Annotated in this window: 26 protein-coding genes; 14 read left to right on the forward strand and 12 right to left on the reverse strand. The window is 67.9% G+C overall.

Going from position 1 to position 25,783, the window contains the following annotated elements; genetic code table 11:
* The 5 genes from H5407_RS14655 to H5407_RS14675 all read left to right on the forward strand — a co-directional run.
* On the forward strand, positions 1-245 hold a 245-nt coding region (locus tag H5407_RS14655), incomplete at its 5' end, for a helicase HerA-like domain-containing protein (protein WP_183105207.1).
* Positions 246-373: 128 nt separating this feature from the next.
* Positions 374-880 carry a DUF6622 family protein gene (locus tag H5407_RS14660; RefSeq protein WP_183105208.1) on the forward strand — a complete coding sequence of 169 codons (507 nt, stop codon included), beginning with the start codon at positions 374-376 and terminating at the stop codon, positions 878-880.
* A 24-nt stretch (positions 881-904) separates the two neighbouring features.
* A complete protein-coding gene (locus H5407_RS14665) occupies positions 905-2,041 on the forward strand; it encodes a sensor histidine kinase (RefSeq protein ID WP_183105209.1) in 1,137 nt (378 codons plus the stop codon).
* The gene (locus H5407_RS14670; RefSeq protein WP_183105210.1) at positions 2,038-2,829 is read left to right on the forward strand and encodes a LytTR family DNA-binding domain-containing protein; all 792 of its coding nucleotides are present in this window, start codon (positions 2,038-2,040) and stop codon (positions 2,827-2,829) included. The genes H5407_RS14665 and H5407_RS14670 overlap by 4 nt, the downstream gene beginning before the upstream one ends.
* 89 nt (positions 2,830-2,918) lie before the next feature.
* Positions 2,919-4,724 carry a glutamine--tRNA ligase/YqeY domain fusion protein gene (locus H5407_RS14675; RefSeq protein WP_183105211.1) on the forward strand — a complete coding sequence of 602 codons (1,806 nt, stop codon included), beginning with the start codon at positions 2,919-2,921 and terminating at the stop codon, positions 4,722-4,724.
* Positions 4,725-4,866: 142 nt separating this feature from the next.
* On the opposite strand, the gene H5407_RS14680 is transcribed toward H5407_RS14675, so the two are convergent.
* The 7 genes from H5407_RS14680 to H5407_RS14710 form a co-directional block, all read right to left on the reverse strand.
* Positions 4,867-5,097: a hypothetical protein gene (locus H5407_RS14680; protein WP_183105212.1), complete on the reverse strand. Its 231-nt coding sequence runs from the start codon at positions 5,095-5,097 to the stop codon at positions 4,867-4,869.
* A gap of 188 nt (positions 5,098-5,285) precedes the next feature.
* A complete protein-coding gene (locus H5407_RS14685) occupies positions 5,286-7,562 on the reverse strand; it encodes an alpha/beta fold hydrolase (RefSeq protein ID WP_183105213.1) in 2,277 nt (758 codons plus the stop codon).
* A 104-nt stretch (positions 7,563-7,666) separates the two neighbouring features.
* The gene (locus tag H5407_RS14690; RefSeq protein ID WP_255501255.1) at positions 7,667-8,617 is read right to left on the reverse strand and encodes a tRNA-dihydrouridine synthase; all 951 of its coding nucleotides are present in this window, start codon (positions 8,615-8,617) and stop codon (positions 7,667-7,669) included.
* Positions 8,614-9,129 carry a YgjP-like metallopeptidase domain-containing protein gene (locus H5407_RS14695; RefSeq protein WP_220800626.1) on the reverse strand — a complete coding sequence of 172 codons (516 nt, stop codon included), beginning with the start codon at positions 9,127-9,129 and terminating at the stop codon, positions 8,614-8,616. Before H5407_RS14695 ends, H5407_RS14690 begins: the two co-directional genes overlap by 4 nt.
* Positions 9,130-9,258: 129 nt before the next feature.
* Positions 9,259-10,353 carry a hypothetical protein gene (locus tag H5407_RS14700; RefSeq protein WP_183105214.1) on the reverse strand — a complete coding sequence of 365 codons (1,095 nt, stop codon included), beginning with the start codon at positions 10,351-10,353 and terminating at the stop codon, positions 9,259-9,261.
* A gap of 61 nt (positions 10,354-10,414) precedes the next feature.
* A complete protein-coding gene (locus H5407_RS14705; RefSeq protein ID WP_183105215.1) occupies positions 10,415-11,341 on the reverse strand; it encodes a response regulator in 927 nt (308 codons plus the stop codon).
* Positions 11,334-11,861: a hypothetical protein gene (locus tag H5407_RS14710; protein WP_183105216.1), complete on the reverse strand. Its 528-nt coding sequence runs from the start codon at positions 11,859-11,861 to the stop codon at positions 11,334-11,336. Before H5407_RS14710 ends, H5407_RS14705 begins: the two co-directional genes overlap by 8 nt.
* 104 nt (positions 11,862-11,965) lie before the next feature.
* On the opposite strand from H5407_RS14710, the gene H5407_RS14715 reads away from it, so the two are divergent.
* Both H5407_RS14715 and H5407_RS14720 read left to right on the forward strand, forming a co-directional pair.
* A complete protein-coding gene (locus H5407_RS14715) occupies positions 11,966-12,271 on the forward strand; it encodes a 2Fe-2S iron-sulfur cluster-binding protein (protein ID WP_183105217.1) in 306 nt (101 codons plus the stop codon).
* A gap of 160 nt (positions 12,272-12,431) precedes the next feature.
* Positions 12,432-13,022 carry a lysophospholipid acyltransferase family protein gene (locus H5407_RS14720; RefSeq protein ID WP_183105218.1) on the forward strand — a complete coding sequence of 197 codons (591 nt, stop codon included), beginning with the start codon at positions 12,432-12,434 and terminating at the stop codon, positions 13,020-13,022.
* 72 nt (positions 13,023-13,094) lie between these two features.
* On the opposite strand, the gene minE is transcribed toward H5407_RS14720, so the two are convergent.
* From minE to minC, 3 genes are read right to left on the reverse strand one after another with little or no spacing between them, the layout of a single operon-like run.
* Entirely contained in the window at positions 13,095-13,355 is a 261-nt protein-coding gene (minE, locus tag H5407_RS14725; RefSeq protein ID WP_183105219.1) for a cell division topological specificity factor MinE, read from the reverse strand.
* Positions 13,356-13,368: 13 nt separating this feature from the next.
* Positions 13,369-14,184, reverse strand: coding sequence for a septum site-determining protein MinD (gene minD, locus H5407_RS14730; protein WP_183105220.1), 816 nt, complete (start codon positions 14,182-14,184; stop codon positions 13,369-13,371).
* Between the two features lie 55 nt (positions 14,185-14,239).
* Positions 14,240-15,019, reverse strand: coding sequence for a septum site-determining protein MinC (gene minC / locus H5407_RS14735; RefSeq protein WP_310737653.1), 780 nt, complete (start codon positions 15,017-15,019; stop codon positions 14,240-14,242).
* A gap of 1,179 nt (positions 15,020-16,198) precedes the next feature.
* Here minC and H5407_RS14740 point away from each other — a divergent pair.
* The 5 genes from H5407_RS14740 (at position 16,199) to H5407_RS14760 (ending at position 21,619) form a co-directional block, all read left to right on the forward strand.
* On the forward strand, positions 16,199-16,387 hold the full coding sequence (locus H5407_RS14740; protein WP_183105222.1) for a hypothetical protein: 189 nt from the start codon (positions 16,199-16,201) through the stop codon (positions 16,385-16,387).
* 85 nt (positions 16,388-16,472) lie between these two features.
* A complete protein-coding gene (metG, locus tag H5407_RS14745) occupies positions 16,473-18,518 on the forward strand; it encodes a methionine--tRNA ligase (protein ID WP_183105223.1) in 2,046 nt (681 codons plus the stop codon).
* A gap of 213 nt (positions 18,519-18,731) precedes the next feature.
* Positions 18,732-20,441, forward strand: coding sequence for a SulP family inorganic anion transporter (locus H5407_RS14750; protein ID WP_183105224.1), 1,710 nt, complete (start codon positions 18,732-18,734; stop codon positions 20,439-20,441).
* A 73-nt stretch (positions 20,442-20,514) separates the two neighbouring features.
* Positions 20,515-20,718, forward strand: a complete 204-nt coding sequence (locus tag H5407_RS14755; protein WP_183105225.1) for a DUF3460 family protein — start codon at positions 20,515-20,517, stop codon at positions 20,716-20,718.
* A gap of 67 nt (positions 20,719-20,785) precedes the next feature.
* A complete protein-coding gene (locus H5407_RS14760) occupies positions 20,786-21,619 on the forward strand; it encodes a ScpA family protein (RefSeq protein WP_183105306.1) in 834 nt (277 codons plus the stop codon).
* Between the two features lie 63 nt (positions 21,620-21,682).
* Here H5407_RS14760 and H5407_RS14765 read toward each other — a convergent pair whose 3' ends face one another.
* Both H5407_RS14765 and H5407_RS14770 read right to left on the reverse strand, forming a co-directional pair.
* Complete coding sequence (locus H5407_RS14765; protein ID WP_183105226.1) at positions 21,683-22,423, reverse strand: response regulator transcription factor; 741 nt, start codon at positions 22,421-22,423, stop codon at positions 21,683-21,685.
* A 147-nt stretch (positions 22,424-22,570) separates the two neighbouring features.
* Complete coding sequence (locus tag H5407_RS14770) at positions 22,571-23,212, reverse strand: ParA family protein (RefSeq protein ID WP_183105227.1); 642 nt, start codon at positions 23,210-23,212, stop codon at positions 22,571-22,573.
* A 105-nt stretch (positions 23,213-23,317) separates the two neighbouring features.
* On the opposite strand from H5407_RS14770, the gene H5407_RS14775 reads away from it, so the two are divergent.
* Complete coding sequence (locus H5407_RS14775; RefSeq protein WP_183105228.1) at positions 23,318-23,929, forward strand: NAD(P)H-dependent oxidoreductase; 612 nt, start codon at positions 23,318-23,320, stop codon at positions 23,927-23,929.
* Positions 23,926-25,770, forward strand: a complete 1,845-nt coding sequence (gene kefC / locus H5407_RS14780) for a glutathione-regulated potassium-efflux system protein KefC (protein WP_183105229.1) — start codon at positions 23,926-23,928, stop codon at positions 25,768-25,770. The genes H5407_RS14775 and kefC overlap by 4 nt, the downstream gene beginning before the upstream one ends.
* Positions 25,771-25,783 lie beyond the last annotated feature (13 nt).

The raw sequence follows: 25,783 nt of genomic DNA on the forward strand, positions 1-25,783 counted from the left end.
AGGCCCAGCAACGCGGCCCGGCCACGCCGCCCCCCGCGCCCACGGCAGATGCGGGAGGCGGCCTGATGGACGGGCTCAAGGACGTGCTTTTCGGCAGCACCGGCCCGCGCGGGGGTCGCCACGAGGGCCTGGCCGAGGCGGCGGCCAAGTCCGCCCTGCGCAGCATGGGCAGCTCCCTGGGCCGCGAGATCGTGCGCGGCGTGCTGGGCAGCATCCTGGGCGGCGGTGGCAGCCGCAGGCGCTGAGCCCCCACGCATTTCACGACTGCTGACCGCATTTCGCGACGCCGCCCGGCGCCCCGTCGCGTCGCCGGGGACGCCGCCCGGCACCGCCGGCACAGTGCAGCCATCGACAACCCGCATTGGAGCCCCCGATGAGCAGCACCACCCTCCCCCTGATCCTCGGCCAGGTCCCGCTCTGGGTCTGGGGCCTGCTGCTCGCACTTGTCGCCCTGGGGCTGAGCCAGGCCCGCGATCGCTGGGTCAGCGCCGCAAGGCTGCGCCGCATGCCCCTGGCCTTCCTCGCCTTCTCGGCCTGGGGCACGGTGGGCGCCCTCGGCTGGCAGGCCTTCACCGTGCTGGGCTTCCTGGCCGGCCTGTGGGCCACACGCGAGTTGGTCCATGCCAGCGGCTGGCCCGGCGCAGCCCGTCATGACGCGGCGCGCAATGCCTTCCTCGTCCCCGGCAGCTGGACACCCCTGGCCGTGATGATGGGCATCTTCGCCATCAAGTTCCTGCTGGGCACGGCCCTGGCCATGAGCCCGCAGCTGGCGCAGCAGGCTGGCGTGGTGCTGGGCGTGAGCGCGCTCAATGGCGCCCTGGGCTCCTTGTTCCTGGCGCGGTCCCGCAACCTGATGGCCCGCAGCGCCCCGGCCGCCTGAGGCCCTGCTGCACAATCGCCCGCCATGACTCCGGCCTCCCGCCCTTTTCGCTCACTCTGGCCCCGTCGGCATGGGCTGCGCCAATGGCTGCATGGCGCCTTCGCGGCCTTTCTGTGGTGCCTGCTGATCGGCCTGGTGCTGGCAGGGGTGAGCGGCTGGCGCGACCTCTGGCACAACATGCTGTACTCCCTGTGCATAGGCATGAGCTGCTGGGCCCTCATCGACGCCAGCTTCCGCGGCCTGGCCTATGCAATGCGCAGGGGCCGCCCCTGCCCGCAGGACGGCGAACAGGAATGGCCCGGCCTGCCGTGGATCGCCCTGGCCGTCATCCTCGGCTCGGTGGGCGGGTTCACCATCGGTCAGCAACTGGGCGACCTGATCTCCGGCATGCGCACCCGCAGCCTGTGGTCCGCCCAGTGGAGCCACGCCGCCGCCATGCTCACGGTGACGGGCGTGGCCTCCCTGGTCGCCACGGCCTTCTTCTATACCCGCAACCGCATGGCCGCCGCCCAGGTGGAGGCCGAGCAGGCGCGCCGTGTGGCCGCAGAAACACAGCTCCTGCTGCTGCAGGCCCAGCTGGAGCCGCACATGCTGTTCAACACCCTGGCCAACCTGCGCGTGCTGATCGGCCTGGATGCCGCCCGCGCCCAGGCCATGCTGGACCAGCTCATCGCCTTCCTGCGCGCCACGCTGGAGGCTTCGCGGGTCGGCAGCCACGCGCTGCGCCATGAATTCGCGAGGCTGCAGGACTACCTCAGCCTCATGCGGGTGCGCATGGGCGATCGCCTGCAAGCCAGCTTCGAGCTGCCGGAAGAACTCGCCTCGCTGCAGCTGCCGGCCCTGCTGCTGCAGCCCCTGGTCGAGAACGCCATCAAGCATGGCCTGGAACCCAAGATCGAGGGCGGTACGCTCAGCGTCCAGGCCCGCATGCAAGGCGAAGACTGCCTGCTGGTCGTGGCCGACAGCGGCCGGGGCCAGTTCTCCTCGGCCGACACCGCGGGTACCGGCTTCGGCCTGCAGCAGGTCCGCGACCGCTTGCAGGCGCGCTATGGCGAAGCAGCCGGGCTCAGCCTGAGCTACCCGCTGGAAGGCGGCTGCCGCATCGAGATCCACATTCCCCGCCGCCTGATGACGGCCCCCTCACCTGCCGCCACCCCATGAGCCTCACCGCCCTGATCGCCGAAGACGAAGCCCTGCTCGCCGAGCACCTCAGGTCCGAGTTGCAGCTGCTGTGGCCGGAGCTGGAATTGCTGCCCATCGCGCCACACGGCCAGGCGGCGGTGGACCTGGCCCTGGCGCGCCGCCCCAGCCTGTGTTTTCTGGACATCCGAATGCCTGGCCTCAGCGGCCTCGAGGCCGCCGCGGCCCTGGCAGAGGACTGGCCCGAGGGCGAGCCCTTCCCCCTGCTGGTCTTCGTGACCGCCTATGACCAGTACGCCCTGCAGGCCTTCGAGCTTGCGGCCGTGGACTATGTGCTCAAGCCCGTGCAGCGCGAGCGCCTGGCCCAGACCGTGGGCCGCCTGCAGCAAGCCCTGTCCCCGCGCCAGGCCCCGCCCGCCCTGGACACCACGCTGGACCAGCTGCGCCAGCTGCTGGCTCCCGCCGCCTCGGCACCGGTCGCGCCCCGCCTGCGCCTGCTGCAGGTCAGCCAGGGGTCCAGCATCCAGATGGTGCCCATCGAGGAGGTGCTCTTCTTCGAGGCCGCAGACAAGTACGTGCGCGTGGTCACCGCCCGCAAGGAGCACCTGATGCGACTCTCGTTGCGCGAGTTGCTGCCGCAGCTGGACACCGAGCTCTTCTGGCAGGTGCACCGCGGCACCGTGGTACGGTCCACGGCCATTGACCGCGCCGTGCGCGATGAGCAGGGCAAGCTGACCCTGCATCTGCGCGATCACGCCGAGAAGCTGGGGGTCAGCCGGCTCTATGCGCACCTTTTCCGAGGGCTGTAAGCGCCGGATGCCCTCGCGGCACCGATAAAATCCGCCCCTTCCCATTCCAACGATGGGGCCGCGGCGTGCCGTGAGCTCCTGCAACGCCGATGTCCGAGCCCAAGAACGCCCCTGACGCCGAGGCCCTCAAGCCCAACAATTTCCTGCGAGCCATCATCGAGCGCGACCTGGAGCAGGGCTATGGCGCCGAGCGACACTTCGGCGTCGGCCCGGGTGATGCGCCCCACCACGCCGCCGGCCCCCTTGACCCGGCCCGCGTCCGCACACGCTTCCCTCCCGAGCCCAACGGCTACCTGCACATCGGCCATGCCAAGAGCATCTGCCTGAACTTCGGCCTGGCGCGCGACTACGGCGGCGAATGCCACCTACGCTTCGACGACACCAACCCCGAGAAGGAGGAGCAGGAGTACGTCGATGCCATCAAGGAAATGGTGGCCTGGCTGGGTTGGTCCTGGCAGGCCCCGGCCTCGCATGGCGAGCGCAGCAACCTCTACTACGCCAGCAACTACTTCGACTTCATGTACCGCGCTGCCGAGTACCTGGTCGAGCAGGGGCTGGCCTATGTGGACGAGCAGACACCCGAGGAGATGCGCGCCAACCGCGGCGACTTCGGCACGCCCGGCACCAACAGCCCCTTCCGCGACCGCACGCCGGCCGAGAACCTGGCCCGCCTGCGCGAGATGCGCGACGGCGTGCACCCGGACGGCGCCATGGTGCTGCGCGCCAAGATCGACATGGCCTCGCCCAACATCAATATGCGCGACCCGGCCCTGTACCGCATCCGCCGCGCCACCCACCACAACACGGGCGACAAGTGGTGCATCTACCCGATGTACACCTTCGCCCACCCCATCGAGGACGCGCTGGAGCGCATCACCCACTCCATCTGCACGCTGGAGTTTGAGGACCAGCGCCCCTTCTACGACTGGCTGCTGGAGCAACTGGCGCAAGGCGGCCTGCTGGCCCGTCCCCTGCCCCACCAGTACGAGTTCGGCCGCCTCAACCTCAGCTACGTGGTCACCAGCAAGCGCAAGCTGCGCCAGCTGGTCGAGGAAGGCCACGTGACGGGCTGGGACGACCCCCGCATGCCGACGCTGGTGGGCATGCGCCGCCGCGGCTACACGCCCGAGAGCATCCGCAGCATGGTCGAGTCCACCGGCGTGACCAAGCAGAACGCCTGGATCGACTACAGCGTGCTGGACGGCTGCCTGCGCGCCGACCTCGAAGGCAAGGCCGCCCGCGCCATGGCCGTGATCGACCCGGTTCGGCTCAAGCTCACCAACTTCGCCGAGATCTTCGGCAGCCTCGAGCACCGCGAGCCCTGCAGCGCTCCGGCCCACCCGCATCTGCCCGAACTGGGCCAGCGCGCCTTCAGCCTCGGTCCCGAGCTGTGGATCGAGCGCGAGGACTTCATGGAGGTGCCCAGCAAGGGCTACCACCGCCTCTATCCCGGCAACAAGGCGCGTCTCAAGGCTGGCTATGTGATCGAATGCACGGGCTGCGAGAAGAACGAAGCCGGTGAGATCACCGCCGTGCTCGCCACTCTGGTGCCCGACACCAAGAGCGGCACCCCGGGCGCCGACGCCGTCAAGGTCAAGGGCGTGATCACCTGGGTGGCCGTGCACGAGGCCGTGCAGGCCGAGCTGAGGCTCTACGACCGCCTCTTCACCGAGGCACAGCCCGATGCCGGCGGCCGTGACTTCCTGGAGGTCATCAACCCGGGCAGCAAGCGCGTGGTGACGGGCTATCTCGAGCCCTCGCTCGCTGCGGCCCTGGCCGATACCAAGGTGCAGTTCGAGCGCCACGGCTACTTCGTGGCCGACCGCATCGACCATCGCGCCGACAAGCCGGTGTTCAACAAGATCACCGGCCTGCGCGACGGCTGGGGCAAGTGAGGCCGCTGAGCGCCGCGGGATCAGCCCCCAAAGACAAGACCGCCCGAGGGCGGTCTTTTTCATGGCGCCTACGTGGGCACATGGCGCCCTGCGAGCCGGTGCTCAGGAACACCGACCCTCGGGCGGGGCTGCGGCGCCCGCCTCAACCCCGGCTCGTGACCACCGGTGCGGCATATTCATGCCCCACCACGGCCCGGGCGAAGAGGTAGTTCTCACGCGCCCGCTCGCTCAGCGCGTCAAGGCTCACCTCGCCCCGTGCATCGCAGGGAAAGGCCAGGGCCTTGCCTGCATGGAACAGGGATTGGAACCTCAGTTCAAACCGGCTCTCGAACGGCCCCGCAACGCGCGGGGCGGTGCTATCCAGGATGTTCATGATCTTCTCCAACGACGCCCTCATCTTTGCTTTGGGCTTGATCCAAGACTAGGCCCCAAACGCGGGGGCCACCATGTGCAAACGTCTCGATTCAACGTCGGATCCTCGAGATGGGTGGACTAGGAAATGCGCTGACATGACTAATTCACGACAGGCAATCCACATGCCCAAGCATCCCGGTCTCCGACTCAGGGACGCAGCTGCCGCTGGAAGAAGTCCAGCTGCGTGCGCGCCAGGTGATACCGGGCCTTGCGGCCGGCCACGCCGTGGGCATGGCCCGGGTAGATGACGGTCTCGAAGAGCTTGCCCTCGTTCTGCAGCGCCTGGATCATGCGCAGCGAGTTGTCGAAGAGCACGTTGTCGTCCGCAGTGCCGTGGATGATCATCAGCGGCCTAGCCAGCAGCCCCGCGCGCGCGACCAGTTGGGCCTGCTGGTAAGCCGGCGCCTTGCCGCCCTCGGGCAGGCCGAGGTAGCGCTCGGTGTAGGCCGTGTCGTAGAGCGTCCAGTCGGTGGGCGAGGCGCCGGCGATGGCGGCTGCAAAGGGTGTGTCGGCGTCCAGCAGGGCACGCAGGGCCAGGAACCCGCCATAGGACCAGCCCATGAAGCCGATGCGACGGGCGTCCACCGCAGGGTATTGCTGCGCCAGTTGGCGCACCGCGCCGAAGAGGTCGGCCACCTCCGTCTTGCCGAAGGCGTGGTCGTGGGCGCGGGTGAAGTCGCGGTCGCGGAAGGCCATGCCGCGGGTGTCCAGCATCAGCACGCCGAAGCCCTGCTGCTGGTAGAGCGCCAGGGTCGGCAGGTCGCCCTGCCAGCGCCAGTTCACCGTGGCCGTCCCCGGGCCTCCATAGGCTCGCACAACGACGGGGTAGTGGCCGCCCAGGCTGGGCCGCGTGGGCGGCAGGAAGATGGCATTGAGGGGCGTCTTGCCGTCGGCGGCCAGCAGCGCGGGGAATTGAGGCTGGAGCCTGGCGGCGAGATCCAACACCATCGGATCGGGCCGGGCCTGCTCGATGAGGCGGGGCACGGTCTTGCCATCCAGCAAAAGCAGCTCGGTGCGCGGGGCCTGCTGCCAGGAGGACTGCGTGATCAGCAGGCGGGTGCAGGCGGCGTCGCCGCGCGCATCACGCCAGCGGCGGGCCTCGCCAGGCTGGAGCAGGTGGACCCGGCCCTTGAAGTCGGCCTGGAAGAGTTCGCGGCCGCGGCCACGCTCTGTGGCGCCTGCAAAGACCAGATGCTGCTCACCCAGGCACACCAGTTGGGCCACGGGCTCAGGCTGCTGCGTAAGCGCCTGGACGGCACCGCTGGCACGATCGACCAGGTACAGCTGGCGGCGCCCGCTGCGCTCGCTGCTCCACAGCAGCGCGGGCTTGCCCGAACGCTTGAGGCCGGGCACCTCGCGCAGGTCATCGTGGACCTCGACCCAGGCCGCATCGCGCTCGTCCAGCACCACATGGGGCTCGGCCTTGCCGTTGAACTCCAGAAGCTGCAGGTGCTTCTGATCGCGCGTCAGCCACTGCAGCCAGGGGCTGCCGTCGGCGAACCAGCCGGCGCGGGCGATGTACTCCGCCTCGGCCGGCAGGCTCAGGCGCTGGGGTTCGGTCTTGCCAGACAGGTCCAGCACCAGGGCCTGGACCTTGGCATTGGGGCTGCCGGCGGCAGGGTAGCGCTGCTCCACCAGGCGCGTGCCGTCGCCGCCGATCTGGGCCCGGCGGCGCACCGGCACGCCGGACTCGTCCACCTCAAGGGCCAGCAGCCGTGTGCCATCCGGCGCCCACCAGAAGCCGCGATGGCGGTGCAGCTCCTCTTCGGCGATGAACTCGGCCAGACCGGTGGAGCGCGTCTCGCTGCCGGTACGCGTGAGACGGCGCGCGGAGCTGCCGTCCAGGCCCTGGATCCAGAGATCGTTCTGCTTGACGTAGGCCAGTTGCCGGCCCGCAGCATCGCATTGCGGATCGCGCTCAGGCTCCTGCTCGTCATGGGTTAGGCGGCGGACCTTGGGCGCGCCCTCGCCGAGCTCCACGCTGTAGAGGTCGCCTGCCAGCGGCAGGATCAACTGGCGGTCGTCCTTGCCGCACCACTGGTAGCCGGTAATGCCGGCACCGCGCTGGCGGCGGCGCTCCAGGGCCATGCGCTCGGCCTCGGTCAGCACGGCCTCGCGCTGGCCGATGAGGTCGCTCGCAGAAACGAGGCGGCGCGCATCGCCGCCTGCTACAGGGGTGCCCCACAGTTCGTTGACATCGGGGTTTGCCTCGGAAGGCCGCAGATAGGTCAGCCACTGCCCGCCCGGCGAGAGCACGCCGCCCAGTCCGGCGCGGCCCATCAGGGGCGGATCGCCGTGTATGCGTTCCAGGGTCAGCGCGGGATCCAGGGCTTCAGGCGCAGCCGCAGCCTGCGCTTGAGGCCAGGCTGCCAACAGCGGCAGCAGGGGCAGCAGGGAAAGGAGAAGGCGGTTTTTTTGATGCATGCGGGATGCTACGCGCTGCCTTCTGGCCACGGGCTCCGGGCTTGCACCGGGGGGAGCGGCTTGCGTGACAGGCCGCGTGCGAGCCGCGCCCACTTCAAGCCGAATCAGGCAGCCTGCGCAAAGTACGCCCGCTCCAGCTCGGCCGGCGCATTGATCGTGCGCACGCGCTGGTAGGCCTCACCCGCTTCAGGGTAGTGGCGGCGCAGGTAGTGCAGCCATTGCTTGAGCCGGCCCGCCTGGTGCTTGGGCTGCACATGCGCCTGCACCTCGCGCCAGAACTGCAGCATCAGCGGCTGCAGCGCGGGCCAGTCCAGGCCTTGCGCGCCGCCGCCCGTCAGGCCGCGAACAGCCAGCGCCAAGCCGGGATTGGCCACCATGCCGCGGCCCAGCATCAGCGCATCGCAGCCGGATTCCTGCAGGCAGCGCCGTGCGTCCTCGACGGTCCAGACCTCGCCATTGGCCACCACGCCCACCGAAGGGCCCAGCGCCTCGCGCACATGGGCGATGCGGTCCCAGTAGGCGGGCGGCTTGTAGCCATCGGCCTTGGTGCGGGCATGTATCACCAGCTCCTCAGCCCCCGACCCGGCCATGGCCAGCGCGCACTCCAGGGTACGCGACTGGTCCATGAAGCCCAGGCGCATCTTGGCCGACAGCGGCATGTCCGCCGGAATGGCACGCCGCACGGCGCCAACGATCTCAGCGATCAGCTCGGGCTCATCCAGCAGCACCGCGCCGCCGCGGTGGCGGTTGACGCACTTGGCGGGGCAGCCGAAGTTGAGGTCGATGCCGGCAGGATTCAGCTCGGCCAGCCTCGCGGCGTTCTCGGCCATGCAGATCGGGTCCGAGCCCAGCAGCTGCGCGCGCACCGGCACACCGGCCGGCGTGCGCCCGCCCTGCAGCAGCTCGGGCACGATGCGGGTGAACACGCGCCGGGGCAGCAGCATGTCGGTGATGCGGATGAACTCGCTGACGCAGCGGTCGATGCCGCCCACGCGGGTCAGCACGTCGCGCAGCATGTGGTCGAGCAGGCCCTCCATGGGTGCGAGCAGGATCATGGCGCCCCCTCGGCCAGGGCTGGCGCGGCCGGCAGCTCGCGCCAGGTCAGGTACAGGCGCAGGTCCAGCTCCAGCTGCCCGTAGCGCGGCTCCATGTGCTGGCACAGCTGGTAGAAGGCCTTGTTGTGCTCCAGCTCCTTGAGGTGGGCCAGCTCGTGCACCACGATCATCTTCAGGAAATCGGCGGGGGCCTCGCGAAAGAGGCTGGCGATGCGAATCTCGCGCCGGCTCTTGAGCTGGCTGCCCTGCACCCGCGTGCTGCGGGTGTGCGTCCCCAGGGCGTGCTGGATCACCTTGAGCTTGCTGTCGTAGCAGACCTTGTCCAGCGGTGCGGCATTGCGCAGGTGGCGCTGCTTGAGCGCCTGTGTGTACTCGAACAGGGCACGGTCGCTCTGCACCGTGTGCGGCTCGGCGTAGCGGGCGCTCAGGTAGTCGCCCAGGCGGCCGGCGTCGATCATCTGCCGGACCTGGTCCTGCAGGGTTGCCGGATAGCCGGCCAGGTACTTGAGCATGGTCAGGAACAGCGACGGGAGGCGCCCGGGCCGGACCCGGTAGCAGGAAGCAGATAGCAGGGAAACCCGCGATTGTCCCTCAGCCGCCGAGGCAAGAACTGACCCCGCGGCAAGGCCGGCGGAACGCGCTCAGCGCCCGCCCGCCGTCTTGCCCACAAACTCCATGGCGGCGGCGGCGGCCTCGGCCTCCAGGCGCGCCTCGTCGTTCTTCTGGGCTTCCTTGAGGTAGTGCTCCTCGATGAACTCCTTCTCGACCTGGTTGCGCTTGAGCGCGTCCTGCAGGTCGTCGATCTTGCCGCGCAACTGCTCCACCTCACGCTCCAGGCGTTCACGGATCTCGTCCACAGCCTGCGGATCGGCATGCTCGGGCGGATTGGCGGCCAACGCGGCCAGCTCTGCGCGCAGCTTCTGGATGGTGCGCTCGGCTTCCGCCAGTTGCTCGCGCAGCATTAGAGCCTCGCGCTCCAGCAGCTTCATCATCTCGGAGCCGTGGTTGTTCTGGGCGGCGCCCTTGGGTGCCAGCGCCAACTCCTCCAGCTCCTTCTGCAGCTTGGTGGTCATGCGCTCGGCCTTCTCGGCCCGGGTCTCGGCCAGGTACTGGCGGTCCTGAGCCTGCTGCAGCTGGGAGCGCACGGCGTCCAGCTGCTGGCGCAGAACCTGCAACTCCGGTCCGCCACCCGAGGCGCCCCCGCCGCCCCGGTGCCTTGTCGCGCTCAGCTGCTTGAGGGCATCGTCCAGACGCTCGCGGGTCAGACCCAGCTCCACCTGCATGCGACGGCGCTGGGCCACCAGCCGGTCCACCTCGTTGCGATGGCTGCGCCGCAGCTGCTCCATCAGCTCACTGCTCATCTCATGGGCGCTCTCGGGCCAGCGGACCTCGGGTTCGTCGCCCTCCTCTGCGTCATCCTGTCCGCCGTAGGCGTCGAGCAGACCTCGCACCAGCTTCATCAACTCGTCCAACTGGCTGAGCTCGGACGCGCCCAGCCCCCCACCGCCGCCGCCCACGCCTCCTCGCTCGGCGATGCGGATGAGCTCGTGCGCCGCGATCTTCATCTCGCGCCCCGCATCACGCGCCTCGCGCAGGGCATTGACGATGTGGATGTGGTTGCTCTGCTCGTAGCGCGTCATGCGCCAGTAGGTGCCGATGGTGATGACCATCACCGCGGCATTGGCCACGAAGACGGCCACCACCGCCAGGCTGTCGAGCGAAAACTCCAGCGCCATGATCAGAGGGACCTGTTCCTGTTGCGGCGCGAAGCAGCGCCCAAGACTCTTATCGGCAGCATCAGCAGCGAATGAATACCAATCTTCCCTCGCCGTAGCCCGGGACGGCGATGCGGTAGTCGCTGCGACCGCGGTTGCGCAGCAGCAGGCCCTGCAGCTTGTCGAAGGGCTTGGGCATGAGGTTGACGATGCGCAGCGTCGGCGCCCGTCCGCCCTCGGCCGGCGTCAGGATGGCCGCGGCCGAGCGCAGGAAGTGGTCGGCGAACTGCATCATCTCCGACGTGGGCTTGCCCACCTGCATGGCCTGGCGCACCAGCGGTGGCTGCATGCGCGCGCCGCCCCCGCCCAGGATGCAGCAGGCGTTGACGTCCAGGAGGCCCAGTGCGAAAGGTGTCTTCTCCCCGTCCAGCGCGTACATGGCCAGGTCATGCGGCAGCTTCAGGTCCTCCAGCGATTGATTCGGCGCCGGGACCAGGCGGAAGGGAATCTGCCCCAGTTGCTGCTTGATCAGCGCGTTCAATGCGCCTTCGGACGCCAGGGCCGGCGGCGGGGCGGGCGGGGGCGGCGGCGGGGGCGGCGCGCGCAGCTGCTCGACGCGCGCGGCCAGCGCCTTCTGCACCTCCTGCAACAGCTGCTCGTCCTTGAAGGGCTTGTTGATCACGAAGACCGCGCCGTTGCTGCGGGCCTGGTCGAGGTGGCGTTCAGCCGTCTCGGTGGTCACGAAGCCCACCTTGACCATGCCGCCACCCAGTTGGCGCAGGGTCTGCAGCATCTCGATGCCGCTGACCACGGGCATGTGCCAGTCCGAGATCACGAGGTCCGGTGGCTGGGCGGTGACCATGCGCAGGGCCTGCTCGCCATTGCTGGCGGTCTCGACCACCATGGGGCCCAGGCCGGCGTTCTGCAGCACGCGGGCGATGATGGCCTGGATGGCCCGGCTGTCATCCACGATCAGCACGCGCAGCGGTGTGGGATTGAGCTCAACCATGGCGCTGATCCTTGGCAGTCGGAAGCGCGGGCGATGTGCCGTCGGCATCACCGGCACTGTCGAAGTAGACCACGACGATATGCCGGACCCCCAGCGTGGCGGCCAGCGTCAGGCGCGGCACGCCGCGCCTGCACCGCGCCTCGAAGTCCCAGAGGCCGGCACGCCGGGGCAGGCCCAGCTCCAGTTGGAGGCGGTCATCGAGCGCCTTCACCAGACAGCTACCGAAGATGTTGCAGAGCTCGGCATGGGCATCGTCCAGTTCCTCCTGGCCCAGCTCATCCTGCGGCAGGCCGAACATGGAGGCGCCCAGTTGCTGAGCGTCCTCGTCGCTCAGGGCCAGCAGCACGCGACCAGCCTCCAGCCCGTCGGCCCCCAGCACCGGCAGCTGGAAGCAGGCGGCTTCCGGGTCGAGCTCGGGCATGCCATCCAGGCTCCGGAAGGCACAAGCCCCCCCCGCCAGCGAGAACCAGGCGCTGGCCAGGATCGACTCCAGTTCAGAATGGGAGCGCGCTGCGTCCATGTGAACTCCAGTGTGTGCCGCCCGCCCCGCGGACGCCAGCTGACGAGGCCTGTAGCCTGTCTCGCATTTCACGAAAGCTGCGGGCTCGCTGGCATCATGTGCCGATGTCACCACAGTGCTACCACATCCGCTTCCAACCGGGCACACCCGAGGACGGCTTCGCCTGCCCTGCCGACCTCACCGTGCTGCGCGCCAGCCTGCGCGAGGATGGCGGCCTGCTGAGCTCCTGCCGTGCCGGCACCTGCCGGGCCTGCATGAGGCGCCTGCTCTCGGGACAGGTCGAGTACCTCGTCGAATGGCCCGGGCTCAGCGCCGAGGAAAAGGCCGAGGGCTGGTTTCTGCCCTGCGTGGCCCGCCCCTGCTCCGATCTGTTGATCGAGGCCCTGCCCGAGGACGCCGCTCCCGGCTGAGCCGTCCACAGCGCCTGTGGACAAGTCCGTGCACGGCCTCTGCAGCAGTGCGGCAAGTGCTTGTTTCTTCACGGACTTTGTTTCCTTGCTCTAAAAACAGGCAGGAATGGGGGAGTGGCGCACGGGATAATTGACGGTTTGTCAGCCCAGGCCTGTCCGCATGCACCGCACGATCTTCACCACGCCCGTCGTCAACACTTTGCTGCGGGCCTTCTCGGTGGGTTTCCTGCGTCTGACGGGCTGGAAGCTGGACGGCGCCCTGCCGGCGGGCCAGGACAAATGCGTGCTGATCGCCGCCCCGCACACCAGCAACTGGGATCTGCCCTACACACTGATGGTGGCCTTCGCGCTGCGCCTGAACATTTACTGGATGGGCAAGGCCCAGATCTTCCGCTTCCCCTTCGGGCCAGTAATGCGCTGGCTGGGTGGCATTGCCGTGCAGCGCGAGAAGAGCAACAACCTGGTCGCGGCGTCCGCCGAGGCCATCAAGGCCGCCGATGGCCCGCTGCAGCTGGTGGTGCCGCCCGAGGGCACGCGCAGCAAGACGCGCTATTGGAAGACCGGCTTCTACTGGATCGCCGTCACCGCCGAGGTGCCCATCGTGATGGCCTACATGGACTACCCCCGCAAGCTCAGCGGCCTGGGGCCGGTCTTCGTCCCCACAGGCGACATCGAGGCCGACATGGTCAAGATCAAGGCCTTCTACGCGCCCTTCAAGGGCAAGAACGCCTCGCAGTTCGACCACGCCTGAGAGCCCGCGCGCCAAACGAAAAAAGGCCGGACTGCAGGACCGGCCTTTTGCTTAGGAGGTGCGCGTCGCGCTTCAGCGGCCCGGCTCGGGCAGCTCGATCTTGACCTCCAGCACCTCCAGATTGTCCTGCCGCTCCATGTGGACCTTGATGTCGTCCGGATTGATGGAGACGTATTTGGAGATCACCGCCACCAGCTCCTTCTGCAGCTGGGGCAGATAGTCGGGGCTGGCGCTGCGACCGTTGCGCTCATGCGCGAGGATCAGCTGCAGGCGCTCCTTGGCGACGCTGGCCGTGCTCTTCTTCTCACCAATGAAAAACGAGAGGAATCCCATCGTGGCCGCTCCTTCACTTGCCGCCGAACAGGCGCTTGAAGAAGCCCGGCTTGACCGCCTCGATGAAGCGCATGGGCTTGTCCTCGCCCAGGAAGCGGCCCACCACGTCAGCATAGGCCTCGGCCACGTCAGTGCCCTTCATATGGATGGCGGGCAGGCCCTGGTTGGAGGCCTGCAGCACGATCTCGCTCTCGGGGATCACACCGATCAGCGGGGTGCGCAGGATCTCGTGGATGTCTTCCAGCGAGAGCATCTGGCCGCCTTCGACGCGGTTGGGGTTGTAGCGCGTGATCAGCAGGTGCTCCTTGACGGGCTCCTTGCCTTCGATGGCGCGCTTGGTCTTGCTGTTGAGCATGCCCAGAATGCGGTCGGAGTCGCGCACCGAGGAGACCTCGGGATTGGTCACCACCAAGGCCTCGTCGGCGTAGTGCATGGCCATCAGGGCGCCCGTCTCGATGCCGGCCGGCGAGTCGCAGACGATGTAGTCGAACTCCATGGCCTTGAGCTCCTCCAGCACGCGCTCCACGCCTTCCTGGCTGAGGGCGTCCTTGTCGCGGGTCTGGGAGGCGGCCAGGATATAGAGCTTGTCCAGCTGCTTGTCCTTGATGAGGGCCTGGGTCAGCTTGATCTCGTCGTTGATGACGTTGATCAGGTCATAGACCACGCGACGCTCGCAGCCCATGATCAGGTCCAGGTTGCGCAGGCCCACGTCGAAGTCGATCACCGCGGTCTTGTAGCCACGCATCGCGAGGCCTGTTGCAAAGCTGGCACTGGTCGTGGTCTTGCCCACGCCCCCCTTGCCCGAGGTCACCACGACGATCTTGGTCATCGATTGCCTTCCTTCTTCAAAAATGCGTTGTTCGTTCGTCCGGACTTCGGGCGACTCAGAGTTTCAGGGCTTCCATCACCAGCTTCTCGCCCTCCAGCCGAACCTGGGCTGGCTTGCCCAGCACCTCGGCGGGCAGGGGGTTCTCCGTGGTGCGGTAGATGCCGGCAATGGCAATCAGTTCAGCCTCCAGACTGGCCGCAAAGATGCGGGCCTCGGCGTTGCCCCGGGCTCCGGCAATCGCCTTGCCACGCAGGGGAGCGTAGACATGGATATTGCCGTCGGCGATGACCTCGGCGCCATGGTTCACCAGGGCCATCACCACCAGATCGGCGCCCTTGGCGTAGACCTGCTGGCCGGAGCGCAAGGGCTTGTCGATGATGACGGTGCGGCTGGCCTCGGACGGCGCGGCTGGCACGGGCACCTCGCGCTCGACGATCACCTCGCGCACCACCTCCTTGACCACGGTCTCCACCCGGGGCGACTCGGCGCGCTGAGCGGGAACATCGGCCTCGGCAAGGCCAGCGGCCTGGGCGGCGGCCAACTGCTCTGCCGTGGCGCCGCTGACGGCCACCGCCTGCATGCGGAAGCGCCGCAGGAGGGCCATCAGCTCGGGGAAGTCCAGCTGAACGGCCGCGGACTCCAGGCTCAGCTGGCCGTCGTCAGCGGCCTGCGGGGCGGCCGGCAGTTGGCTGAGGTCCAGCACCACGGGATCCTGGTTGAAGACCTCGGGCGTGTCACCCAGGCGCTCCTGCAAGGCCTGGCCCAGCGCCTGCAGATCTGCGCTGCGCAGCACCAGGCTGAAGGCGGCGACAGAAGCGCTGCGAAGCTCGAACACCTCGGCCGGGACCGAATCCCTGCCTTGCGCGGCTCTACCCGGCCGGTCTGGCGACTGTTGTGCGGACTGCTGCGAAACGGTTCCCTGCCCCATGAATACGGCCATTGGCTGCAAATCGCGCGATTTTAGCCGCCAGTTCAGGGCCAAGCCTTGGCGTTCCCCCGCATGCCGCCGCGCACGCCCGCCCCTCGTCGGTCGGCCGGGGACTGCTCAATTCTTGGGCAACACAAGACATCCGCAATGCCATCAATGACTTAGCGCCGCTTTCTCCAGCGGACTCACAAATTTATCCACAGCCGCTGGGGATGCCCGTGCCTGTTCAGGCGGAGCCGGTCCTGCAGCCCGAGTCACGCCCCAGGGAGACTGCTTGCTTCGTGCTTGTCCCCCATTTGGAGCACGCGGCCGGGCTTGATCTGCACGCTGCACTGCTGCAGAGGGCTTGACTTATCCCCACCGGCACAGGAGGTCGTTCCAGAAAGAAACAATGCCCCGACACAGTGCCGACACGGGCTGACCCTGCATCAAAGCGCCTATAAGTTGTTGATTCATATAGAAGTCATCGAAGTGCAAAAATTTGAGGCAACCCAGCCCGGCAGTCGATGAATCAAGCATTTAGGGCTCACGAACCCAGCTTCTCCACAAACTTATCCACAGCATCGGTGGACAGCTTTCATTAGTTCTGTTTAATCAAGGACTTGGCCCTCATCCCTCCAAGATACTTGAGCTCAATGCGCCAAGTTGGATGACAAGGGTCATCGATGCCAGGCCCCATCAGACCCCTCCGTTCGGCTCAGGTCCTGCTGCCAAATTGACACAGGCATGGCGGGGCACTCGGGCTTATCCCCAATGGCGAGGCCACGGTCTTCTGCGCGCCGGCTCGGCGAAGATCGCCGCCCCATCGACGCAAGTCCCTGATTCACAAGACATTTTCAAGCCATCATTTCGACAGCTCACCTGGCGCGAGCCCTCCCCGCATCTTTCGTCATCGGCTTTCCCGCTCTTTTCCCACAAACTTGTCCACAGGCTGACGGCCTAATTTTCCTTGTGCTGGCAAGCGCTTGCGCACGCTAGCTGAAGCGGCTTGGCACATGGCCCGCCGGCCCTCATGGCCCTGCCGGGCAGCGAGGCGCTACATTCGAGTCTGACGGTGTCTTGCCGTCGCGACCAAAGGACCGGACCTTGGCCACTCCAAATTACTCCTACGAAAAACGCCAACGCGAGTTGGCAAAGAAGCGCAAGGCCGAAGAAAAAGCCGCCGAAAAGAGAGCCCGCAAGCAGCAGGGCCGTGGTGACGACGGCGCGCCTCCCGATGAAGCCGCCACGGCCGGGCCAACAGCGGCAGACCAGGCGTCTGCGCCGGAGGCCTGAGCCAGACGCCGGCATTCCGGCGTCCAGCCCCTAAAATCCCGCCTCTTGCGTGGCCCCGTTGCGCCACGCAGCTATCCTGCACGCCATGACTCGCAAGCTCTTCGTCACCACTGCCCTGCCCTACGCCAATGCGAACTTCCACATTGGCCACATCATGGAGTACACCCAGGCCGACATCTGGGTCCGCTTCCAGCGCATGATGGGCCAGGAGGTGCACTTCGTCTGTGCTGACGACGCCCACGGCGCGCCCATCATGATTGCCGCCGAGAAGGCGGGCAAGACACCGCAGGACTTCGTGGCCGGCATCGCCGCCGGCCGCAAGCAGTACCTGGATGGGTTCCACATCAGCTTTGACAACTGGCACTCCACCGACGGTGCCGAGAACCACGAGCTCTCCCAGGCCATCTACAAGGCCCTGCGCAGCAAGGACCTGATCGCGGTGAAAACCATCGAGCAGTTCTTCGACCCGCAAAAGGCCATGTTCCTGCCCGACCGCTTCATCAAGGGTGAGTGCCCCAAGTGCGGGGCCAAGGACCAGTACGGCGATTCCTGCGAGGTCTGCGGCGCGGTCTACACGCCCACCGAGCTCAAGAACCCCTTCTCCGTGCTGACCGGCGCCACGCCGGTGATGAAGAGCTCGGACCACTATTTCTTCAAGCTCTCCGACCCGCGCTGCGTGGAGTTCCTGGAGCAGTGGACCCAGACCCCCGGCCGACTGCAGACCGAGGTGCTCAACAAGATCCGCGAATGGTTCGCCAAGGACGAGAACGGCAACGGCGGCCTGGGCGACTGGGACATCAGCCGCGACGCGCCCTACTTCGGCATCGAGATCCCCGACGCACCGGGCAAGTATTTCTACGTCTGGCTGGACGCCCCCATCGGCTACCTGGCCTCGCTGAAGAACTACTTCGGCAAGCTGGGCCGCGACTTCGAGGCCTTCATGGCCGACGACTCGGTGGAGCAGATCCATTTCATCGGCAAGGACATCACCTACTTCCACACCCTTTTCTGGCCGGCGATGCTGCACTTCAGCGGCCGCAAGACGCCCAACCACGTGCATGTGCACGGCTTCCTGACCGTCAACGGCGGCGAGAAGATGAGCAAGAGCCGAGGCACTGGCCTCGATCCGCTCAAGTACCTGAGCCTGGGGATGAACGCCGAGTGGCTGCGCTACTACCTGGCCGCCAAGCTCAACAGCAAGGTCGAGGACCTGGACTTCAATCCCGAGGACTTCGTCGCCCGCGTCAACTCTGACCTGGTCGGCAAGTACATCAACATCGCCTCGCGCGCCGCCGGATTCCTGGCCAAACGCTTCGACGGCCGCCTCTCGGCCGATGTGGGCGTCGAGGGCCGCGCCCTGCTGGACGGGCTGCGCGCCCATGCTGGCACCATCGCCGAGCTCTACGAGACCCGCGAGTTCGGCAAGGCCCTGCGCGAGATCATGATGCTGGCCGACCGCGTCAACGAGTACGTGGACCAGAACAAGCCCTGGGAGCTGGCCAAGCAGGAGGGCCAGGACCAGGTGCTGCAGGACGTCTGCAGCGTATGCATCGAGGCCTTCCGACTGCTGTCCATCTACCTGAAGCCGGTGCTGCCGGCCCTGGTGGCCAAGGTCGAAGCTTTCCTGAAGGTCGAGCCCATGCAGTTCGCCGATGCGCAGCGTGCCCTGGGCGGCCATCAGATCGGCAGCTACGAGCACCTGATGCAGCGTGTCGATCCCAAGCTGCTGGAGGCCCTGTTCGAGCCCCCCGCTGCCCCCAAGGTCGTGCCCGGCGGTGAAGACCTGGCCCCCGAGATCAAGATCGACGACTTCAGCAAGGTCGATCTGCGCATCGCCAGGATCGTGAAGGCCGAGCTGGTCGAGGGCTCGGACAAGCTGCTGCGCCTCACGCTGGACGCCGGCGAGGGCCGCCTGCGCAATGTCTTCAGCGGCATCCGCAGCGCCTACAAGCCCGAGGACCTGGAAGGCAAGCTGACCGTCATGGTGGCCAACCTGGCCCCGCGCAAGATGAAGTTCGGCATCAGCGAGGGCATGGTGCTGGCCGCCAGCCATGCCGATGAAAAGGCAAACCCCGGCATCTTCGTGCTGGAGCCCTTCCCCGGCGCGCAGCCGGGCATGCGCGTGCGCTGAGCAGGCAGCATCTGTATGGGCAAGGGGCTGCTTCGGCAGCCCTTTTTGCTGGCCGCGCGCCGCGGCCCCACAATCGGGCGGTGGACCCGCAACGCATCCGCCTGCTGCTGTTGGCCGCGCCCAGCCGCCGCCGGCGCTTCATCGCGCGGCTGCATCACTGCGGACCACCCCAGGCCATGAACGAGAACCCCTCCCACCACTCCCGGAGCGTTCATGTCCCTGCCTCGATTCCATCCCTTTCGCCCACGCCTGCTCGAGAGCCTGCGTGGCTATGACCGCCAGCGTCTGGTCCGCGATGTCGGAGCCGGGCTCACCGTGGGCATTGTGGCCCTGCCGCTGGCCCTGGCCTTCGCCATCGCCTCGGGTGTCAAACCCGAACAGGGCCTGGTCACGGCTGTCGTCGCGGGCTTCCTGATCTCCCTGCTGGGCGGCTCCAGCGTGCAGATCGGCGGACCGGCCGGGGCCTTCATCGTCATCGTCTACGGCATCGTGCAGCGCTACGGCCTGCACAACCTGCTGATCGCCACCATGCTGGGCGGGCTGATGATGCTGGCGCTGGGCGCCCTGCGCCTGGGTGTGCTGGTGCGCTACATCCCCGTGTCCATCGTGATCGGCTTCACCAATGGCATTGCGGTGCTGGTCGCGCTCTCACAGCTCAAGGACTTCCTCGGGCTGCAGATCCCGCGCATGCCGGCCGACTTCCTCGCGCAGATCCAGGCGCTGTGGCAGCACCGCGGGGACTTCAATCCCTACGCGCCACTGGTGGGCGCCAGCTGCAGCCTGCTGGTCCTGCTCTGGCCGAAGAGCTACACCATGGCGACCCAGGCCCGCAGCCTGCGCGAGCGCCTGCACCGCCTGGCCGCCCATGTGCCGGGCACGCTGGTGGCACTGGTGCTCGCGACGCTGGCGACAAGCCTGCTGCAGCTGCCCCTGGACACCATCGGCAGCCGCTTCGGCGGCATTCCGCAGGCCCTGCCCCGGCCAGAGTGGCCGGGCTTCAGTTTCGAGGACGCCAAGCAACTGCTGATCCCGGCGCTGACCATCGCGCTGCTGGGCTCGATCGAGTCCCTGCTTTGCGCGCGCGTGGCCGACAAGCTCAGCGGCGAGCCGCGCCACGATCCCAACCAGGAACTGATGGCCCAGGGCATCGCCAATATGGTCGCCCCGATGTTCGGCGGCATCCCGGCCACCGGCACGATCGCCCGCACCGTGACCAATGTGAAAGCCGGCGCCAGCAGCCCGATCGCCGGCATGGTGCATGCGCTAAGCCTGCTGGTCGTGGTGCTGGTCGCTGCGCCACTGGCCGCGCAAGTGCCGCTGGCGGCGCTGGCCGGGCTGCTGCTGGTCATTGCCTGGAATATGGGGGAGTGGCATGAGTTCGCCCGGCTGCGCCGTTTCAAGCTGCCCTACCGCGCCACGCTGCTGGGCACCTTCCTGCTGACGGTGGTCTTCGACCTCACGGTGGCGGTGGAGGTGGGTCTGATGTTGGCCTGCGGCTTCTTCATCTATCGCATGAGCGAGCTGTTCAGCGTCTCGGAAGCACCGCCCGGCACGGCGCAGCCGCCGGGGGTGCATCTGCTGCGGGTCTATGGCTCGCTGTTCTTTGGTGCCGTGGCCAAGGTCGAAGCCCTGTCCGAGCGCCTGCCGCCGGAGGCTCGCGTGCTGGCCCTGGACATGCACCTGCTGGTCTCCATGGACAGCACCGGGCTGGATGCCCTGATCCAGCTGCACAGGGGCTTGGAGCGCCAGGGCCGGCGCCTGGTACTGCTGGGGCTCAATGCGCAGCCGGCCTCGCTGATCGAACGCGGAGGCCTGGCCGCACTGCTGGGCCCGCAGGGTCTGCTGGCCGACCTGGCGTCCCTCCAGGAATGTTTCCTCAAGCCCGTGCCAGACACCACGAAACCGCCGCCCCAGGACCGCTAAAATGGCGGATTCTCGGGGTGCGCATCGGCGGCCCCCATCCCACCGTCACCCCCCATCACAACCCACAAGCGCCATGCCTTTGTTCTGGAAGCCCTACAAGTCCGAAGTCACCCAGTTCATCGACGAGCTGAAGGCCAAGAAGCCGACGCTGGAGCAGGAACAGCGCGACGGCCGCGCCCTGCTGTGGGACAAGCCCGTGGACCGCGCCGCACAGGCCGACTACCGCTCGGCCCGCGTGGCCCAGCAGGCCTACGTCTACCAGACCAAATCGCACTGAGCCCGGCAGGCGCTGACGCACGGGCCTTCGCGTGAGCGGCCACCCCACGCCGACCGATCCCGTCGAGCTGCCTGAGCCGCTGACGGAAGCCGAGCCCAGCCCGGTGCTGGAGACGGTGGACGGCGTGGCCGTCGCCCGGCTCTACGGCGAACCGCTCTTCGCCCTGCCCCAGGACCTCTACATCCCGCCGGATGCGCTGGAGGTCTTCCTGGAGGCCTTCGAGGGCCCGCTGGACTTGCTGCTGTACCTGATCAGACGCCAGAACTTCAACATCCTGGACATCCCGCTGGCGGATGTCACCCGGCAGTACCTCAGCTACGTCGATCAGATCCGCAAGCAGAATCTGGAGCTGGCCAGCGAGTACCTGCTGATGGCGGCCATGCTCATCGAGATCAAGTCCCGCATGCTGCTGCCGCCCAAGAAGACGGACGACGGCGGAGAGCCCGAGGATCCTCGGGCCGAGCTGGTGCGGCGCCTGCTGGAGTACGAGCAGATGAAGCTGGCCGCCGCCCGGCTGGACGCCCTGCCCGTGATCGGCCGCGATTTTCTGCGCGCCCAGGTCCACATTGAGCAATCCCTGACGCCGCGCTTCCCGGACGTGGAGTTGGTCGATCTGCGCGAGGCCTGGCTCGGCCTGCTCAAGAAGGCCCAGCTCAAGCAGCATCACAAGATCAGCCGCGAGGAGCTCTCGGTGCGCGAGCACATGAGCATGGTGCTGCGCCGCCTGCAAGGCCGGCGCTTCGTCGAGTTCGAGCACCTCTTCGACACCAGCCGCGGCCCGCAGGTGCTGGTGGTGACCTTCATCGCCATGCTGGAGCTGGCCCGCGAACGCCTGCTGGAAATCACCCAGGCCGAGGCCTTCGCGCCCATCTACGTCCGTCTGGCCTACGAGCCGAGCTGAGCCGCCACCTGAACGACCAAGCCCGCCAGGAGGCGGGCTTTCTTCATGGCGCAGTGGTGGCGCTCAGTGCGCCGGCTGCCGGAAGGTGCTGAAGCTCTGCTCCGGCGTGCGCTGCACCATCTGGCTGACGGCCAGCACGGCTTGGGTGCGCGAGTTGACGCCCAGGGCCTTGAGCACGGCCGCCACATGGTCCTTGACCGTTTCCACCGACACGCCCAGCTCGCGGGCGATGATCTTGTTGGGCTTGCCTTGCAGCAGCAGGGCCAGCACATCGGTTTGGCGCGGGGTCAGGGAGAGGTTCTCCAGCCCAGTCTGCATCTGGTACTCGGAAGCCGTGGCAAGCTGGGAAATCTGCTGCAGGCGGGCCGCCTGACTGTTGACCTCGGGCGCGGCTGGGGCCGGGGCCTCGGTGCCCAGGCTCATCGGCGGCACATAGATGCCGCCCGACATCACCAGGCGAAGCGCCTGGGCCAGCACCTCGGTGCTGCTGCGCTTGGGCACGAAGCCCATGGCGCCCATGTCGATGGAGCGGATGACGTCACTGGCGCGGTCAGAGGCGGAGATCACCACCACCGGCAGGGCCGGGTAGACGGACCGGAATTCCTCCAGCACGTCGAAGCCGCTGGCGTCGCCCAGCTGCAGGTCCAGCAGGACCAGATCGAAATCTTCCTCGTCCTTGAGGCGCTGGCGCGCAGCGGCGGCGGTCTCCACCCCGACCATATCCACGCCATCATCCAGGCCCGAGATCACCGTCTGAAGGGCCGAGAGAATCAGGGGGTGGTCGTCAATGAGCAGCACCTTCATGCCGGTCTCCTCGCTAGTTCTGTGTCAACGTACCCCGCGTCTCGGGGCGTCGAATCATAGTGGCGGCCCTTGGGCGAGGGCATACCCCTTCCGGGTGGGCGATACGCAAACCAGGTTCGCCATTCGTATCATCAATATGGCTGACGCTCATGCACTGAGCCACTCACACAAACCTTGCCACTGCTGTAGGTCCTTCTCCACCTGCGCGGGCGAGATGTCCCAGAGGCTCAGGCCACGGGCGGCCAGCTGCACATAGTGCTGGGTGTCGCGCAACTCGCCCAGCCAGTCCAGACGGTCGTTCAGGGCCTCACCCAGGCTCAGGCGGAACTGCTGCAGCTGCTGCTGCGACAGCGTCCCCTGCCTCACCCGCATGCCCAGCAGCCCCAGCCTTGGCCGGTGGCGCTGCGCGTCGGCCAGCTCCGCCAGCCGCAGCACGAAGGCATGGCAGGCCTGCATGTCGAAGAGGCTGGGCTGCAAGGGCACGAGGATGCAATCAGCCAGGCCCTGCAGCCGCTCCAGCCGCTTGCCGTGCAGGCCCGCCGGCGTGTCCAGCACCACGTGGCTGACGCCCTTGGGCACGCGGGCCACCTGCTTGTCGTCGATGTCCAGCGGGCGGATGGGGGGCAGTTGCGGCGGCCGCTGCGCCAGCCACCGCCGGCTGGACTGCTGCACATCGGCATCGCCCAGAGCCACGGCATGGCCCTGCCAGGCCAGGAAGCCGGCGATATTGGTGGCGAGGGTGCTCTTGCCGACCCCGCCCTTGGGATTGGCAACCAGGATCACGGGCATGGCATCTCCCTTGACGGCGCTGACGCCATGTTAGCGGCGACTTTCCTGCGGCGGCAATGCAGGCAAGGACGGAGTCGCTGCCGGCAGACGCTGCTACCCTTGGCCATGGCTGAAATCCTCTGTCTTTGCGCCCATCCGGACCGCGCCCATTCCCGTGTCAGCGCCCGCCTGATGGACGCGCTGGCCTCCACGCCCTTCCCCCCTGGCAAGCTGGAGCTGCGAGACCTGTACCGCCTCTACCCCGACTACGCCATCGACATCGAGGCCGAGCAGCAGGCCCTGGCGCAAGCCCGGCTCGTCATCTGGCTGCATCCCATCCACTGGTACGGCATGCCGGCCCTGATGAAGCTATGGCTGGATGACGTCTTCAGCTATGGCTGGGCCTACGGGCCCGGCGGCCATGCCTTGCAGGGCAAGGACCTCTGGCTGCTGCTGTCCACCGGCGGCGCCGAGAACGCCTACAGCCCCCAGGGCCACCACCGCCATGCCTTCCAGGACTTCCTGCTGCCGTATGAGCAGACGGCCCGCCTGTGCGGCCTGCGCCTGCTGCCGCCCCAAGTGCTGCACGGCGCCCACCGGGCCGATGACGAGGCCATCGCCCAGCATGTGCGGGACGCCCTCCAGCACTTGCTGAACTACCCGCACTGGTGTGGCTCGCAGCGGGCTGAGCAGGAGGAACTGCCCGCTGGCGAGCGACCGGTGGAGGTGCAGGCATGAGCGCCCCTTCGCATGAGCTGCTGCATTTGCCCCTCGTGTTCCTGGGCGCCGCCGTGCTGGCCGTGCCCCTGGCTCGCTGGGCGCGGCTGGGCTCCATCCTGGGCTACCTGGTCGCGGGGGTGCTGATCGGGCCGCAGGTGCTGGGCCTGGTGTCGGCGCCGGAGACCATCCTGGAAGTGGCCGAGATCGGCGTGGTGCTCATGATGTTCCTGGTCGGCCTGGAGCTGGAGCCGCGGCGGCTGTGGCAGCTGCGTCGGCCCATCTTCGGCTGGGGCTCCGTGCAGCTGCTGGGCTCGACCGCTCTGCTGATGGGCCTGGCCCTGCTGTGCGGCCTGCCCTGGCGCCTGGCTCTGGTGGGCAGCCTGGGCCTGGCCATGTCCTCCACCGCGGTGGCCATGGCCGTGCTGGGCGAACGCAACCTGGGCGGCACGGCCGCGGGCCAGAGCATCCTCAGCGTGGCCCTGCTGCAGGACATCGCCGCCATCCCCATCCTGGCCCTGGTGCCCGCACTGGCCGGCGCGGATGGCAGCGGTTCGGAGGGCCACTGGCAGGCCGCCAAGGCCCTGGGCGCCATTGCCGTGCTCATCCTGGGCGGGCGCCTGGCCCTGCGGCCGGCCCTTCGCTGGATCGCCGGCAGCGCCACGCCCGAAATCTTCACCGCCGCCGCCCTGCTGCTGGTGCTGGCCACGGCGGCGCTGATGCAGGCCGTCGGCCTGTCCATGGCCCTGGGCGCCTTCCTGGCCGGTGTGCTGCTGGCCGAGAGCGAATACCGGCATGAGCTTGAGACCGACCTCGAGCCCTTCAAGGGCCTGCTGCTGGGCCTCTTCTTCATCGCGGTGGGCATGGGCTTGGACCTGCAGGTGCTGCTGCAGCAGCCGGTGCTGGTCACCGGGATGCTGCTCGCCCTGCTGGTGCTCAAGGGCGCCCTGCTGCTGATCATGGGCAGGGCCATGGGGCTGCCGCTGCTGGAACGGCCCGTCTTCGTGATCCTGCTGGCCCAGGGCGGCGAGTTCGGCTTTGTCGTCTTCCAGCTGGGCCAGCAGGCCGGACTGCTCAGCGACGCCCAAGCCTCGGCCCTGGTAGCCGCGGTGGCCCTGTCCCTGGCCTGCACCCCGGCCCTGCTGGGCGCCGCCGACCGCTGGCTGCAGCCACGCCTGAGCCGTCGTGGCGGGCCAGCCCTGGAGGAGCTGAACGAGCCGCAGCAGGCGCCGGTGATCATCGCGGGCTTCGGTCGCTACGGTCAGATCGTCGGCCGCCTGCTGTATGCCAACGGGCACGAGGCCACGGTGCTGGAGCATGACGCCCATACTGTCGAGGGCTTGCGGCGCTTCGACTGGCGTGTGTTCTATGGCGATGCCAGCCGCCTGGACCTGCTGCGCACGGCCGGCGCCGAGACCGCCGCCATCCTGGTCATCGCGGTGGACGACGTCGCGCAGAGCCTGGCCATCGCCGAGCTGGCACGCCAGCATTTCCCGCAGTTGCAGATCGTGGCCCGGGCGCGCAACGTCCAGCACTTCTACCGCCTGCAGGAGTTGGGGGTCCAGCACATCGAGCGCGAGACCTTCGAATCCGCCCTGCTCAGTGGCCGCAGCGTGCTGGAGCTGCTGGGCGTGGAGCCCGCCATGGCGCGCCGCCAGGCCTGGCGCTTCCGCCAGCACAACGCCGCCCAGCTGCGCCTGATGGCCCGGCATCGCAACGACGAGGACAAGCTCATCGCCATGGTCAAGCAGGGCCGCCAGCAGCTGGAGACCCTGATGGCTCAAGAGCGCGAGGCCAGGGCCCAGGTGCGACATCGCCAGGGCTGGAATCCCGGGGAGGCCGAGGAGGTGCGCCGGGATTGAGCCCGCCAATGCA

Source organism: Mitsuaria sp. WAJ17, assembly GCF_014174515.1.
Classification (GTDB): domain Bacteria; phylum Pseudomonadota; class Gammaproteobacteria; order Burkholderiales; family Burkholderiaceae_C; genus Roseateles_B.